Consider the following 15,731-nt stretch of genomic DNA (forward strand, 5'->3'; position numbering starts at 1 on the left):
TCTGATCTAGGATCATGAATTGCGATACAAAAAGCCCCCTGAATTATTGTTTTACAGGGGGCTTTTTATGTTTCGTTGATACATACGCAAGTAATAAGTGGCATCGAACAGTTTTAGTTATGAACAATGCTTTTCGATTTATTGAATGCAATAAATATAAGTAAAGCAATAAAATAATAATGAATTTAGATAATTATTTATTGTAAAACGATAAATATATTGGTAAAATTGAATTGACGATAACTAAGCGAGGTGCTTTTATGAAACGAGAAACACTCTTCTTAAGGGTAGTTGTATTTATTCTTGGAATTCCGATTCTTGGTTTGTGTATAGTTGGATTACCTAGATTAGCCCAAATATATAATTCATGGCTCCCTGAGTTGGCTTATCTACAATATCCTTTGCTTATTGTTTTGTATGCTACGGCAATTCCTTTTTTCTTTGCTCTGTATCAGACATTAAAACTTTTAACTTACATTGATAAGAACAAAGCATTTTCGGAATTATCGGTGATGGCCTTGAAGAATATAAAGCACTGTGCAACTACAATCAGTGCCTTGTATGTATTAATTATCCCAATTTTATATCTAATGGCAGAGATAGATGACGCTCCAGGTATTGTTTTGCTCGGCTTGGTGATCATTTTTGCTTCCATTGTTATTGCGGTCTTTGCTGCTGTTCTTCAGAAGTTGTTAAAGAATGCCATAGAAATAAAATCAGAAAATGATTTAACGGTCTGAGGTGAATAACATGGCGATTATAATTAATATTGATGTGATGTTGGCGAAACGAAAAATGAGTGTAACAGAACTATCTGAACGGGTTGGTATTACAATGGCTAATCTTTCTATTTTGAAAAATGGAAAGGCAAAAGCGGTTCGAATATCAACTTTAGACGCAATTTGTAAGGCATTAGAATGTCAGCCTGGAGATATTTTAGAATACCGAAGAGATGAAGATAGTCATGATTAATAAAATTGGGACACTTAACATGAAAAGAAAGGGAAAAATCGTTATAGCTCTACAGCAACTTATTCGTTTTGGGTGGCAACAGGCCATGTCTTGTTTATTTCCTGTCGTTATCTTTGCCTCTTTAGCTTTGACGCAAGTCATTCCACTTCCTTTTCTCCCAAGGTATGACTGGTTACTCCTGATCTGTTTACTAATGCAGTGGTGGATGGTGTATTCCGGGCTAGAAACCAAGGATGAACTAAAGGTGATTACATTGTTTCACGTTATTGGACTTGCGCTTGAACTTTTTAAGGTGCATATGGGTTCCTGGTCTTATCCAGAGGAGGGGTATGCCAAGATTTTGGGGGTGCCTTTGTACAGTGGATTTATGTACGCAAGTGTAGCAAGTTATCTTTGTCAGGCATGGAGGAGGCTAGAGGTTGAACTGGTTAGATGGCCATCGTTTTTGATAGTTGTACCGCTGGCAGCTGCGATTTATTTGAATTTTTTTACCCATCATTATTGGTTTGATATTCGTTGGGTTCTATCTGGTCTTATAATTATCGTTTTTTGGAAATCATGGGTTATATACGAAATTAATGGGACTCAATATCGTATGCCAATCGTATTTTCTTTTACCCTCATCGGATTTTTTATATGGGTAGCTGAAAATATTGCAACGTTTTTTGGAGCCTGGGAATATCCCAATCAGGCCGATGCATGGAGTATCGTTCATCTAGGGAAGGTGAGTTCCTGGCTGTTATTGGTTATTGTTAGTTTTCTTATTGTAGCGACATTAAAGCAGGTGAAAAAAATAAGCAATTAAACAATAGGCCTGCCATTGGGGATCTTACGTTTATTTTGGGATACTCTAATTCTTTAAACACGCATAAAATATTTTCAATATACACTTATGCGTGTATTATATTTTATAGAATGAAGAGGGGCGTAACTATCTATCTTCTTCATACCTTTTATTTTCTAGTAGTTATTTTTATTCTCTCTATTTCTAGGAATGAATGTAGGTTATGAATCATATTTAAGAATTGGTAGCAACTATGAAAGATGCTTGTGCTTTTGCTTGATTGTGATATATTGAAAATACTTGATGAAACCATTATGCTATTAAGGGATACAAATTAGAATAAATCGGGGGAAAAACAATGTATTGGTACTACTTGATTGCACTAATAATGATATCCATTGATCAACTAACGAAATGGATAATTGTTAAAACAATGGAGCTTGGTGATCAAATTACGATTATTGATAACTTTTTTTACATAACCTCACATCGAAATACAGGAGCAGCATGGGGAATATTAGAAGGTCAGATGACATTTTTCTATATCGTAACCGCTATTGTGGTCATCGTCGTTATCTATTATATGCAAATGTATGCAAAAGAGAGTAAATGGCTTGCAATCGCGTTAAGCTTGGTGTTAGGAGGAGCCATTGGTAATTTCATTGATCGTTTATTTCGTCAGGAAGTAGTTGATTTCTTTGATTTTATTATATTCGGTTATGATTTTCCGATATTTAATGTAGCTGATTCAAGTCTCGTTATTGGTGCATGCCTGATTATCTTGGCAATGATTATGGATGAAGTAAAGAAAGGAAAAGTCAAATCATGACAACATTTGAACATACTGTAACTGAAGAGCAGCATCGTACCCGGATTGACAAAGTATTAGCTGATTTAAATAAAGATATATCTCGATCACAAGTGCAGACGTGGATTGCTCAACAATTCGTTTATGTAAATCATGAAGTCACGAAGGCTAATTATAAATGTCAATCAGGTGATATTATTCAATGGTCGATTCCAGAAGTTGAACCGTTAAATCTTACACCAGAAGCAATCGACTTAGATATTGTGTTTGAAGATAGCGATTTATTAGTCGTTAATAAACAAAAAGGAATGGTTGTTCATCCATCTCCTGGTCATCAACATGGTACACTTGTACATGCCTTATTGTATCACTGTGATGATTTATCTGGAATAAATGGTGTGGAACGTCCTGGGATCGTACATCGAATCGATAAAGATACAAGCGGTTTATTGGTTGTTGCTAAAAATGACCAAGCACATCAGCGTTTAGCAGAACAATTGGCAAATAAGGATATAAAACGAACCTATCAAGCAATGGTTCATGGTGAAATTCCACATGAAAAAGGAATGATTGATGCCCCTATTGGGCGGGATCCTAAAGACCGTCAAAAAATGGCAGTTGTGGACAATGGGAAAGCAGCGATAACCCATTTTCAAATACTAGATCGATTCCCGGGTTATACACATGTCGAATGTCAACTAGAGACGGGAAGAACCCATCAGATTCGTGTTCATATGAAATATATTAATCATCCATTAGTAGGTGACCCAAAATACGGTCCAAGAAAAACAATTGATGTAAACGGACAAGCATTACATGCAAAAGAGATAGCATTTACCCATCCAACCACGAAGGAATATATGCACTTTGAAGTAGACTTACCAGATTATTTTCAGGAATTAATTGCCTATCTTCATAAAAAATATTGACATTCGAATTATCTTTTGTAATAATTAAACAGATGAATTGATAAGGCCCTTTAATAATAGTCCCGTGAGGCTAGAAAGGATACGGAAATGATTCGAGTAAAGAATCCTAATCCCTTTTTTCCTCATGGAAAAGAGGGATATTTTTGTAAGTAGAGGGCCTGTAGGAAAAGTTTTCAAACGATTGGTTGGTGGCAGAATGAAGAAAAAAACGGATATCTTAGATAAGCCGTCAATAAACAGAGCATTGACAAGAATTGCGCATGAAATACTGGAAAAGAATAAAGGTGGGGACGATCTAGTACTTGTTGGAATTAAAACAAGAGGAGTTCCGCTTACCAAACGATTACAGGAAAAGATAAAGCAAATAGAAAATATGGATGTGCCAATCGGTGAATTAGATATAACTTTATATCGTGACGACTTGGATAAGGCTACAGATGGAGAAGATCCAAAATTAAAAGAGACGAATATTCCTGCAGATTTGACTGGGAAGAAAGTCGTTTTGCTAGATGATGTTCTATTTACCGGTCGTACAGTTCGAGCTGCTATGGACGCAGTAATGGATATTGGCAGACCTTCACAAATTCAACTTGGTGTATTAGTAGATAGAGGTCATCGAGAATTGCCAATTCGGGCAGATTATGTAGGTAAGAATATCCCAACTTCTGATAAAGAAATTATTATGGTGAAGCTGGAAGAAATTGATGGCATGGAAGACACTGTTTCAATATATGAAAAGAATCAATAAGATAATACTAAACCTTTAATTAGGTCCGAGAGATCTGAAAGGTTGCCCAGACATACGTGTATCGTTTTACATGTATACCTCTTTGCGACCTCTAGGCAAAGAGGTTTTTTTATGGATTTATATCTTACAATCATTTGCACGTTTCTTTTACAACATCAGTTAGTCAAAATTATTCACTTAAGGAGGATCTATGCGACATTTCTTTTCTGTAAATCAGTTAGATGAAGTTGAAATTATGGAGATATTACGTATGGCAGAACAATTGCAGCAAAAGCAGTGTGCAATTGAACAGCAGAGGTTTGCTGCGAATTTATTCTTTGAACCTAGTACCAGGACAAAAATGAGTTTTTTGGTAGCTGAACGTAAATTAGGAATGGAAGTACTTGATTTTCATCAAGAAACCTCTAGTACGCAAAAGGGGGAATCATTATATGATACGGCAAAAACCTTTCAAGCTATTGGAGCTGACCTATTAGTAATTCGTCATCCGGCGGATGATTGGTTTCATGAACTAAAAGATCAACTCTCCATTCCGATTATCAATGCTGGTGCAGGTAAAGAAGAACATCCGACTCAGTGTATGCTTGATCTATTAACGATCTATCAAGAATTCCAACAATTCAATGGAATTAATGTTGTTATCTCAGGTGATATCTTGCATAGTCGGGTTGCAAAATCAAACGCTCAAACTTTAAAAAGACTGGGAGCAAACGTATATTTATCCACTGTTGATGGTTGTAAGGATGAAACGCTTGATTTTCCTTATATAACCATGGATGAAGCTGTAGAGATCTGCGATGTTTTAATGCTATTAAGAATTCAACATGAGAGACATCAAGAAGTCGCCATAGATCAAAGTAGTTATTTAAGGAAATTTGGTTTAACGAAAGAAAGGGAAAGAAATATGAATCCTAGTGCTATTCTTCTACACCCAGCTCCAATTAACCGAGGGGTAGAAATAGATTCGGATCTCGTAGAATGTGAACGTTCTAGAATATTTAAACAAATGAATAATGGTGTATATATACGTATGGCTATTATCACAAAACTATTACGAGCATGGGGGATATCGTATGAAGCAAATACTCAAAAACGTGAAAAAGTTGTCATCAACGGGTGATTTTGAAGCATGTGAATTATTCATAGATGGTAAGTACATCTCAAAGGTAGATACAAAGATTTCAGAACCGGCTGATCAAATAATTGATGGCAATGGACATCTTCTTGTTCCAGGATTTATCGACGTACATGTTCATTTACGTGAACCTGGAGGGGAGCATAAGGAAACAATTCGAACAGGCACCATGGCAGCAGCAAAGGGTGGCTATACAACCATTTGTGCAATGCCAAACACCAATCCAGTTCCAGATACTAACGATACGATAGAAAGTTTATTCGGGAAAATTGAAACAAATGCACATATTCGAGTATTGCCTTATGCAGCAATCACGAAAAATTTGCAGGGAAAAGAATTAACAGATATGGAGGAATTATCGAGAAAAAATTTATTTGCCTTTACAGATGATGGAGTTGGGGTTCAAACAGCTGATCAAATGCTTCAGGCTATGAAGCTAGCAAAAGCAGGGAATAAAGCAATTGTGGCCCATTGTGAGGATAATTCCATAGTTTATGAAGGGGTCCTGCATCACGGCGAAGTAAGTGAGCGGATGCAAATGCCTGGGATACCTTCTTTGAGTGAATCTGTCCAAATTGCTAGGGATGTCTTATTAGCAGAAGCAACTGGTTGCCATTATCATGTATGTCATGTTAGTACGAAAGAATCTGTCAGGGTTATACGAGATGCCAAACGAGCAGGGATTCATGTATCAGCAGAAGTTACACCACATCATTTAATACTGAATGAAACGGCGATACAGACAGATGATGCAAATTATAAAATGAATCCGCCTTTACGTGCAAAAGAGGATCAGCAAGCATTACTGGAAGGATTATTAGATGGCACCATTGATTTTATTGCGACAGATCATGCGCCACATGCAACAAATGAGAAAGAACAGGGGTTTTTAAAAGCACCCTTTGGTATCGTTGGACTGGAAAATGCTTTTTCATTGCTTTATACACATCTTGTTCAACCAGGTAAGATAACGCTTCAACAACTTATTAATTGGATGACGGTAAAACCTGCAGAAACATTCCAATTGCCATATGGCAAGATGGAAGCTGGCTGCATAGCCGATCTAACTTTGATTGATTTGCATGCAACTGCTTCAATTAATAAGCATGATTTTTATTCAAAAGGAAAAAATACACCTTTCCATCAATGGGAAGTAACTGGATTGCCAGTGTTAACGATGACAGAAGGTAATATTGTTTATGAAGGGGAGCTGATCGGATGAAAAGACAACTCGTATTAGAAGATGGCACCGTGTTTGTTGGCAATAGTTTTGGAAGTGAAAAAGAGACCGTTGGTGAATTAGTATTCAATACTGGAATGACTGGCTACCAAGAAATCATTACAGACCCTTCTTATTGTGGGCAGATTGTCATGATGACCTATCCGTTATCAGGTAATTACGGTATTAATCGGGATGATTTTGAAACAGTTACCCCATTTATACATGGATTTATTGTTAAAGAAGTAGCAGAACATCCTTCTAATTTCCGTAATGAAGAAACACTTGATCACTATTTGCGAGCAAATGACATTCCTGGTATTTATGGAATTGATACACGCCAGTTAACAAAAATTATTCGAAGATATGGAACGATGAAGGCAAAGATCGTGGATGCTGCTATCCCTGCTAAGGAAGTAGTAAATCAGCTAAATGAAAGTAAATTAGCTACAAATCAAGTATCCCAAACTTCAACCATTAAACCATATGTAGTTCCTGGAAGGGGAAAACGAGTGGTCGTTGTTGATTGCGGTATGAAGCATGGGATTTTGCGAGAACTAACCAAGCGAGATTGTCACATCACGGTTGTTCCCTATAACTACAGCGCAGAAAATATGTTGCGGTTAAAAGCGGATGGTATCATGCTGACAAACGGACCAGGAGATCCAAAGGATGTCCCAGAAACGATTGAAATGATTAAGCAAGTGTTAGGGAAAGTACCGATCTTTGGTATTTGTTTAGGCCATCAACTATTAGCACTGGCTTGTGGTGCAGATACGGAAAAGATGAAGTTTGGTCATCGTGGTTCGAATCATCCAGTAAAAGATCTTCAGACAGATCGAACCTATATTACGTCACAAAATCATAGTTATGCTGTAAAACAAGCTTCATTATCAGGAACAGAGCTAAAATTAACTCAAATAGCTTTGAATGATCATACCGTTGAAGGAATTGAACACGCAAGATATCCTGCATTTTCTGTACAGTATCATCCAGAGAGTTCACCGGGGCCTGAAGATACCAGTCATTTATTTGATTCATTTTTAACAATGATGGAACAGGGGAAAAAGGAGGAAGTAGTCTATGCCTAAAAACACAAACATAAATAAAATATTAGTAATTGGTTCAGGGCCTATTGTCATAGGACAGGCAGCAGAGTTTGACTACTCAGGGACACAAGCATGCCAAGCACTTAAGGAAGAAGGATATACGGTAATATTGGCAAATTCAAATCCAGCTACAATTATGACAGATCATACCGTAGCGGATAAGGTATATATGGAACCATTGACAGTAGAATTTCTAACAAAAATAATTCGTACCGAGCAGCCGGATGCTTTGTTACCTACACTTGGTGGACAGACAGGGCTAAATCTCGCTGTCGCTTTAAATAATACAGGTATATTACAAGAATACCATGTCGAATTATTAGGAACTTCTTTAGAAGCTATTCAAAAAGCAGAGGATAGGGAAAAGTTTAGAAATTTAATGAATGAATTAAATGAACCCGTTCCAGCAAGTCAAATTATCAATACGGTGGAGCAAGCCTGTAATTTTGCCGATTCCATTGGTTATCCAGTAATTGTTCGACCAGCCTATACACTTGGTGGAACTGGCGGCGGAATGTGTAACAACGAAACCGAACTAAGAGAGATTGCTCGTAATGGCTTGTCACTATCTCCTGTTACTCAATGCTTAATAGAGAAGAATATTGCTGGATATAAAGAGATTGAATATGAAGTTATGCGAGATAAGAATGATCAAGCTATTGTTGTTTGTAACATGGAGAATATTGATCCTGTAGGTATTCATACAGGAGATTCGATGGTTGTTGCTCCTTCCCAAACATTAAGTGACCGAGAATATCAATTATTACGAAATGCGTCGTTAAAAATTATTCGAGCACTGGAAATTGAAGGAGGATGTAATGTTCAACTTGCAATCGATCCAGATAGCTTCCAATATTACATTATTGAAGTAAATCCTAGAGTAAGCAGGTCGTCAGCACTTGCCTCAAAGGCAACAGGTTATCCAATTGCTAAAATGGCAGCAAAGATTGCTATTGGTCTAACCCTAGATGAAATAATCAATCCGATTACTGGCAAAACATACGCTTGCTTCGAGCCTGCGCTTGATTATGTTGTAACCAAAATACCTCGCTTCCCGTTTGATAAATTTACTGCAGGAGATCGCAATTTAGGAACGCAAATGAAGGCAACGGGAGAGGTAATGGCAATTGGACGAAATTTTGAGGAATCTTTATTAAAAGGGATTCGATCTCTTGATATAGGAACGGATCAACTATGGATTAGTAGTTTACAAGATGTCAATAATTCAATTCTGTTCGAGCGAATGCAAAAAGCAGATGATGAGCGGATCTTTGTTTTAGCAGAAGCTTTACGACGAAATATATCCGTGGAACGTATTTTTGAACATACGAAAATTGACCGCTTCTTCTTAATGAAGTTAAAGAAACTAATCGATATGGAAGAGCAGCTGAAATATAATAAGCAGGATAGTGAAATTGCCTTAGCTGCTAAGCGACTGGGATTTTCAGATGCACATATTGCCCGACTTTGGGAACAGTCAGAAGATGCTGTTTACAACTATCGCATTAATAACGATATTTCTCCCGTTTATAAAATGGTAGATACATGTGCAGCAGAATTCGAATCCGAAACACCTTATTTTTATAGTACGTATGAATCTGAAAATGAATCCATCCCGTCTAGCCGAAAAAAAGTTCTTGTCCTTGGCTCAGGTCCAATCCGTATTGGCCAGGGAATTGAATTTGATTATGCTACTGTTCACTCTGTATTAGCAATTAAAGAAATGGGCTATGAAGCAATTATTATGAATAATAACCCAGAAACTGTCTCTACTGATTTTAGCATCTCTGATAAGTTATACTTCGAACCCTTAACATTGGAAGATGTTATGCATGTTATTGACTTAGAAGATCCAGTAGGTGTCATTGTTCAATTTGGTGGTCAAACTGCTATTAATTTAGCAGCTGGGCTGGAACGTCGTGGTGTTAAAATTTTAGGCACCAATTTAGAGGCGATTGATCGGGCTGAAGATCGTGACAAGTTTGAAGTGCTGGTTGATGACTTACAATTGTTACGACCAGATGGCAAGACGGTTTTGAATATGCGAAAAGCGAGAGAAGTAGCAGATTCAATTGGTTATCCCGTTCTTGTTCGACCTTCCTATGTTATTGGTGGAAGTCGAATGGAGATTGTTTATAACGAGGATGAATTGGAAACGTATCTTGCTAAAACAAATCACGTGTCCGATGCGCATCCAATTTTAATCGATAAATATATCACTGGTATGGAAGTAGAAGTAGATGCTATTAGTGATGGTGAGACAGTAATTATTCCTGGAATTATGGAGCATATTGAGCGGGCAGGAGTTCATTCAGGTGATTCCATTGCTGTATATCCGCCACAGCGAATAAGTAAAGTAGTCAAGCAAAAATGTTTAGAAGCTGCGACACGTATTGCTCATGCGTTACAGGTCAAAGGACTTATTAATATCCAGTTTATTGTTTGTGATCAAGAAGTATATGTACTAGAGGTGAATCCTAGAGCAAGTAGAACGATTCCATTTTTAAGTAAAATTACTGGAGTAACAATGGCAAATATAGCTACAAAATGTATACTTGGGCAAAAATTAAGTGATCTAGGGTATACTACTGGCATTCTTCCTGAAGATAATCAAGTTTCTGTTAAAGTTCCAGTATTTTCATTTGAAAAATTACGAAGTGTAGACACCATTTTGGGACCGGAAATGAAATCTACCGGAGAAGCCATTGGCTATGATAAGACATTAGAAAAAGCATTATACAAAGGGTTAATTGCATCAGGCATTAAACTGCCGCAAGAAGGAGCGGTTCTATTAACAGTTGCCGATAAAGATAAGGAAGAAATGCTTGGTAATGCAGCAAGATTCCATCAATTAGGCTTCCAGTTATACGCTACAGAAGGAACGGCAGCATATATAAGGGATGCTGGAATACCAGTAACCAAAGTTGAAAAAATTGGAGTTGCAGAACCAAATGTACTGTCCATTATTGAAAATGGTGATGTACAGTATGTTATTAATACATTGACTTCCGGTCAGCAGCCGCGGTCGGATGGCTTCCGTATTCGTAGAGAGTCCGTAGAACACGGGATTGCTTGCTTAACTAACTTAGACACAGCGAATGCAATCCTAAATGTAATTGATTCCATGACGTTTCAAGCTAAACCAATGGTGGATAAAGAGGTAGCCAGCTTATGATGCGAAAAGAAAACATGATCATTAAACACACTAGAATAATCGCATTAGATACAATAGAAATGGTGTTAGAAAATGAATATATAAGTCAGAATGCTGTTCCGGGACAATTTTTACATCTTCTATTAACAGGACATATGTTAAGGCGGCCAATATCAATTGCACAAGTGAATAAACAAGAAAATACGGTGACAATTCTTTTTAAAGTTGTCGGTGAAGGAACAAGGACATTAGCTTCAAATTCCATAGGAAGCACAATTAATGCATTAGGACCAAGCGGAAATGGGTTTCCGCTTGAACCTAATGCTCATTCAACAGCACTTATTATAGGTGGTGGTATTGGTATACCTCCACTCTATTATCTGGCCAATGAGTTAACGAAAAAAAAGATTAATATTGTATCCGTGTTAGGTTTTCAATCCAAAGATTATGTTTTCTATGAGAATAAATTCAAGCAGCTAGGTCGCTCAATAATTGTAACAAATGATGGATCTTACGGGGAAAAAGGGTTTGTAACTAACGTGCTGGATCAGATCGGAGCATTTGATTGTTTTTATTCGTGTGGACCTTTACCGATGTTAAAAGCTATAACGACACAACTCAAGGACATACCTGGATATATCTCTTTGGAAGAACGAATGGGATGTGGTGTAGGTGCTTGCTTTGCTTGTGTTATCCCTGCAGTTCCATCTGGAGGTTATAAAAAGATATGTCATGATGGACCTGTCTTCCATACGAAGGAGGTACAGTTATCGTGAGTTTAGCAGTAGAACTACCAGGTCTATCATTAAAAAATCCAATCATGCCTGCCTCTGGATGTTTTGGATTCGGTAGAGAATATAGCGAATTCTATGATTTAAATAGATTAGGTGCGATTATTATGAAAGCTGCCACCAAACAAGCTCGATTCGGAAATCAAACTCCCCGAGTCGCGGAAACTGCTGCTGGTATGTTAAATGCTATTGGTTTGCAGAATCCAGGGGTAGATAAAATTATAGAAAACGAAGTACCATTTCTAGCAAACTATGCTACTCCGATAATTGCGAACATTGCTGGCAGCACATTAGAAGAATACAAAGAGGTAGCATCAGCGTTTAATGCAGTAAAGGAAGTGGCAGCCTTAGAATTAAATATCTCTTGTCCAAACGTAAAAGAAGGTGGTATTCAGTTTGGTACAGATCCAGAAATGGCTGCAAAGGTAACCAGCGTTGTAAAGGAGTCAAGTAATTTACCGGTCTATGTAAAGCTTTCCCCAAATGTAGTAGATATCGTAGCCATGGCTAAAGCTGTGGAGCAAGCAGGAGCGGATGGTTTATCTATGATTAATACGGTAACTGGGATGCAAATTCACTTACCATCAAAACAACCATTACTTGCTAATCAAACGGGGGGGTTGTCTGGACCCGCTATTAAGCCAATAGCCATTCGAATGATTTATGAAGTCAAACAATGCGTTAGCCTTCCAATTATAGGAATGGGAGGTATTACTACTGCAATTGATGTTCTCGAATTTTTACTGGCAGGGGCTAGTGCTGTAGCTGTTGGAACAGCAAACTTTCAAAATCCGTTTGCTTGTACAGAGATCATTGAAGAATTACCAAATACATTGCAAACATATGGTTTTGCATCGGTGAAAGATGCAATTGGAGAGGGGATTAAATGATGGACATACCTATTTTTCTTGCACTGGATTTCCCAGATCTGGATAGAACAAATATGTTTCTAGAGCAAAATAATTTGCAGGGAGTACCTGTAAAGGTAGGCATGGAATTATTTTATCGAGAAGGCCCAAAGATCATTGAAAAGTTAAAAGAAAAAAATCATCCTATATTTCTTGATTTAAAACTTCATGATATCCCCACCACGGTAAATCGTGCGATGCAGAATATTGCCAAACTAGAAATAGAGATGGTTAATATTCATGCATTAGGTGGCAGTGAGATGATTTTACAAGCAAAAGAAGGGTTATTAAAAGGCAATCCCAATCATGATACAAAGTTATTGGCTGTTACTATATTGACTTCTATGAATAGAACAATCATGAATGATCAGATGTTAATTCCTGGAGACATTCAAGCGAATGTGATGTATTATTCACAGTTTGCTAAGCAAAACGGTGCAGATGGAGTAGTCTGTTCTGTTCATGAAGCAGCTAAAGTAAAAGAAGTATGTAGTCAATCCTTTTTAACAGTTACACCTGGCATTCGTTTGTCCCAATCTAGTAAGAATGACCAAAAACGGATTGCTACCCCTTCTTTTGCTCGAAAAAATGCAGCAGATTATCTTGTGGTTGGTAGAAGTATAACCAAAGCTGATAACCCCTATGAGGCATATCAGCAATTAAAAAGGGAGTGGGAGAATGAATAAGTATCATGACATTACCCGTGAGTTACTTCGTATTCAAGCAGTGCAAATAAAAACAAAAGGATATTTCACGTGGACCTCAGGTATTCAATCTCCTATCTACTGTGATAACCGATTGACAATGTCTTATCCTGATGTACGCCAAAAAATTACCGCTTCCTTTATTCAATTAATGGAGGAGCGGCAACTAACCCCCGATATTATTGCCGGATGTGCTACTGCGGGGATCCCCCATGCAGCATGGTTAGCACAAGAACTAAACCTACCGATGATCTATGTTCGTTCAAAACCGAAAGGTCATGGCAAAGGGAATCAAATCGAAGGAGAGCTGGCAGAAGGAAAGAAAGTACTTGTAATTGAAGATCTTATTTCTACAGGAGGATCATCAATAGAAGCAGCTGAAGCAATTGAACATGCGGGAGGCACAATAAGTGCGGTATTTTCCATTTTCACTTATGGACTTAAAAAAGCAACAGATGCCTTCTTGGAATCAGGTTTTTCCCAATATAGCCTTACAGGATTTGATCAATTAATTGAAGATTTGAGAATAAACCGTGAGATTAATGAACAAGAAGCCGTAGAATTATTAACATGGAGAAATAAATTAGCATAACAACCACATTTCTTGGAGATATTCTTTCTCTGAGAAATGTGGTTGTTACTATGTTATAGCAGTTTTTGAGCAACGACCATCCATTCGTCGATCGTGAATTGTTGGATCTTTCCATTGGCTTGCTTGAATTCAAAGTAGGACTGGATTTCTTGATCTGCCTTTAACATATACTGATGCACTTTTTCTTTAGCTGGAAATTGATGTAATGTTCGATTTATCCAATTAGTATAATTTAATTTTTTCTTACGATATTCTTGTTGAATAACTGTTAAATGATTCTCTTTAAACAAGTGATTCCATTCATTCACGGACAAGCAACGTACATGACTATAATCCCGCATTTTCTCCAATCGATTCAAAAAGGATGCATATCGGGGTACTTCAGGAACGGTATTATCAATAAATAGAAATTTACCATTTGGTTTTAAAACACGATTCACCTCTTGAATAAACTGTTCTGGATGTGGAAAATGATGTGCAGCTATACGGCAGGTTACCATATCGAATGTAAGATCTAAAAAAGGGAGATTCTCTGCATCAGCAAGAACATATTTAATATTCGCATATGCTTGTAGATGTTGTCTGGTATTTTCTAGCATCGCTTTTGTTATATCCGTTGCGAAAACTTCTCTAACAGATGGTGCAAGACGTTTTGCAGCATGCCCTCCGCCTGTAGCAATATCAAGTACCGCCATTGTCGGATCTGGATCTAACCAGGTTTCCATTTTTAATAAATCATCCCCATATGCATGGGTTGAGCTTGTAACATAGGCATGCTTGTTCTTTGAGAAAACTCGTTTCACATTGTCTTTTTCGTTCATTTTCCATCTCTCCTAAAAAAATATGTGCTTTATCACATGCACACACCCCTTGGATAAAGAACATCTTTATTACTATTAGTTTATGTAATATAATGCAATAAGTAAAATATTAAATTATAATCATGATAGATAATTAAAAATTATCAAAAGGGATGGTGAATATGAAAATTGATGATTATGAACTTCTGTTAAAGCTTAGCGAAATCGGAACAATACGAGGAACAGCTAAGGCAGTACTTATTTCTCAGCCTGCAGTAACACAACGCTTAAAGTATATTGAAGAATATTTTGGGCATCAGGTGTTTATTCGAACGCCTAAACGATTACTACCTACACCAGAAGGAGAAATTGTTCTCAAACATGCAAAAGAAGTAATTGATGGTGAAAGGTCTCTAAAGAATCAATTGGCCCAATCCAGTGAAGATGTTCAGGGGACCCTGTCTATTGCATGTTCATCGCTGATTAGTCAGCGTTTTCTGCCAGCTATACTGGGGAACTTCACTGCACTTTATCCGAAAGTAGCCATTGATTTAGTTACTGGAATTAGTGAAGATATTAAGCGAGATCACAAAAACTATCATGTTTGTATTATTCGTGGGGAAAAATTAAAAGAAAGTACGTGTATTCAACTTTTTGATGATCCACTTTACATATTTGATACGGAACCTTTTCCACATGATTCTTTAAAAGAAAGACCGCTTATTTCGTTTAGTACAGATGATAGTATGCATGAGCTTGTCGATAATTGGTTATATGCCCATCAGGATAAGATGAAACCAGTAAAGACCATTACAGTTGATCAAATCGAAACATGTAAACAATTTATGAAACAAGGTTTAGGCATGGCCGTACTTCCTGAAAGTGTGTCTGATACCATGCGCGAAGAGTACCCTAATCTGCCTTTAACTTTGAATAACCAAGTTGTTTCTCGTCATACTTGGGTTTGTTTTCAAGAAGGGGTTCGAGCGTTACCGCAAGTAGATCATTTTATTGATAAACTAGTAGAACTATTATCGACTTGAAAAGGGATGTTTAAAATATCGCTAGAAAAGGTATA

Annotated in this window: 16 protein-coding genes; 15 read left to right on the forward strand and 1 reads right to left on the reverse strand. The window is 37.2% G+C overall.

The window, feature by feature from the left end; translation table 11 throughout:
* Nucleotides 1-260 precede the first annotated feature (260 nt).
* From JKP73_RS09090 to pyrE, 14 genes are all read left to right on the forward strand, one after another.
* Nucleotides 261-740, forward strand: coding sequence for a DUF2975 domain-containing protein (locus JKP73_RS09090; RefSeq protein ID WP_021291654.1), 480 nt, complete (start codon nt 261-263; stop codon nt 738-740).
* Between the two features lie 10 nt (nt 741-750).
* The gene (locus tag JKP73_RS09095; protein ID WP_021291653.1) at nt 751-972 is read left to right on the forward strand and encodes a helix-turn-helix domain-containing protein; all 222 of its coding nucleotides are present in this window, start codon (nt 751-753) and stop codon (nt 970-972) included.
* The gene (locus JKP73_RS09100) at nt 965-1,777 is read left to right on the forward strand and encodes a DUF817 domain-containing protein (protein WP_234447093.1); all 813 of its coding nucleotides are present in this window, start codon (nt 965-967) and stop codon (nt 1,775-1,777) included. Before JKP73_RS09095 ends, JKP73_RS09100 begins: the two co-directional genes overlap by 8 nt.
* 337 nt (nt 1,778-2,114) lie before the next feature.
* Nucleotides 2,115-2,585 carry a signal peptidase II gene (lspA, locus tag JKP73_RS09105; RefSeq protein ID WP_021291651.1) on the forward strand — a complete coding sequence of 157 codons (471 nt, stop codon included), beginning with the start codon at nt 2,115-2,117 and terminating at the stop codon, nt 2,583-2,585.
* Nucleotides 2,582-3,493, forward strand: a complete 912-nt coding sequence (locus JKP73_RS09110; protein WP_021291650.1) for an RluA family pseudouridine synthase — start codon at nt 2,582-2,584, stop codon at nt 3,491-3,493. The genes lspA and JKP73_RS09110 overlap by 4 nt, the downstream gene beginning before the upstream one ends.
* A gap of 196 nt (nt 3,494-3,689) precedes the next feature.
* Nucleotides 3,690-4,241, forward strand: coding sequence for a bifunctional pyr operon transcriptional regulator/uracil phosphoribosyltransferase PyrR (pyrR, locus tag JKP73_RS09115; RefSeq protein WP_021291649.1), 552 nt, complete (start codon nt 3,690-3,692; stop codon nt 4,239-4,241).
* A 190-nt stretch (nt 4,242-4,431) separates the two neighbouring features.
* Nucleotides 4,432-5,361, forward strand: coding sequence for an aspartate carbamoyltransferase catalytic subunit (locus JKP73_RS09120; RefSeq protein ID WP_160807222.1), 930 nt, complete (start codon nt 4,432-4,434; stop codon nt 5,359-5,361).
* Entirely contained in the window at nt 5,315-6,598 is a 1,284-nt protein-coding gene (gene pyrC, locus JKP73_RS09125; RefSeq protein WP_200411132.1) for a dihydroorotase, read from the forward strand. Before JKP73_RS09120 ends, pyrC begins: the two co-directional genes overlap by 47 nt.
* Nucleotides 6,595-7,686: a carbamoyl phosphate synthase small subunit gene (locus JKP73_RS09130; RefSeq protein ID WP_021291646.1), complete on the forward strand. Its 1,092-nt coding sequence runs from the start codon at nt 6,595-6,597 to the stop codon at nt 7,684-7,686. The genes pyrC and JKP73_RS09130 overlap by 4 nt, the downstream gene beginning before the upstream one ends.
* Nucleotides 7,679-10,879 carry a carbamoyl-phosphate synthase large subunit gene (gene carB / locus JKP73_RS09135; RefSeq protein ID WP_200411133.1) on the forward strand — a complete coding sequence of 1,067 codons (3,201 nt, stop codon included), beginning with the start codon at nt 7,679-7,681 and terminating at the stop codon, nt 10,877-10,879. Before JKP73_RS09130 ends, carB begins: the two co-directional genes overlap by 8 nt.
* The gene (locus JKP73_RS09140) at nt 10,876-11,634 is read left to right on the forward strand and encodes a dihydroorotate dehydrogenase electron transfer subunit (protein ID WP_021291644.1); all 759 of its coding nucleotides are present in this window, start codon (nt 10,876-10,878) and stop codon (nt 11,632-11,634) included. Before carB ends, JKP73_RS09140 begins: the two co-directional genes overlap by 4 nt.
* The gene (locus tag JKP73_RS09145) at nt 11,631-12,539 is read left to right on the forward strand and encodes a dihydroorotate dehydrogenase (protein ID WP_188941874.1); all 909 of its coding nucleotides are present in this window, start codon (nt 11,631-11,633) and stop codon (nt 12,537-12,539) included. Before JKP73_RS09140 ends, JKP73_RS09145 begins: the two co-directional genes overlap by 4 nt.
* A complete protein-coding gene (gene pyrF / locus JKP73_RS09150) occupies nt 12,536-13,243 on the forward strand; it encodes an orotidine-5'-phosphate decarboxylase (protein WP_308436491.1) in 708 nt (235 codons plus the stop codon). The genes JKP73_RS09145 and pyrF overlap by 4 nt, the downstream gene beginning before the upstream one ends.
* Nucleotides 13,236-13,853, forward strand: coding sequence for an orotate phosphoribosyltransferase (gene pyrE / locus JKP73_RS09155; RefSeq protein ID WP_021291641.1), 618 nt, complete (start codon nt 13,236-13,238; stop codon nt 13,851-13,853). Before pyrF ends, pyrE begins: the two co-directional genes overlap by 8 nt.
* A gap of 53 nt (nt 13,854-13,906) precedes the next feature.
* On the opposite strand, the gene JKP73_RS09160 is transcribed toward pyrE, so the two are convergent.
* Nucleotides 13,907-14,674, reverse strand: coding sequence for a class I SAM-dependent methyltransferase (locus tag JKP73_RS09160; RefSeq protein ID WP_200411134.1), 768 nt, complete (start codon nt 14,672-14,674; stop codon nt 13,907-13,909).
* A 161-nt stretch (nt 14,675-14,835) separates the two neighbouring features.
* On the opposite strand from JKP73_RS09160, the gene JKP73_RS09165 reads away from it, so the two are divergent.
* Nucleotides 14,836-15,696, forward strand: coding sequence for a LysR family transcriptional regulator (locus JKP73_RS09165; protein ID WP_021291639.1), 861 nt, complete (start codon nt 14,836-14,838; stop codon nt 15,694-15,696).
* Nucleotides 15,697-15,731 lie beyond the last annotated feature (35 nt).

It is taken from the genome of Virgibacillus salexigens, from assembly GCF_014905415.1.
Taxonomy (GTDB): domain Bacteria; phylum Bacillota; class Bacilli; order Bacillales; family Amphibacillaceae; genus Virgibacillus; species Virgibacillus salexigens.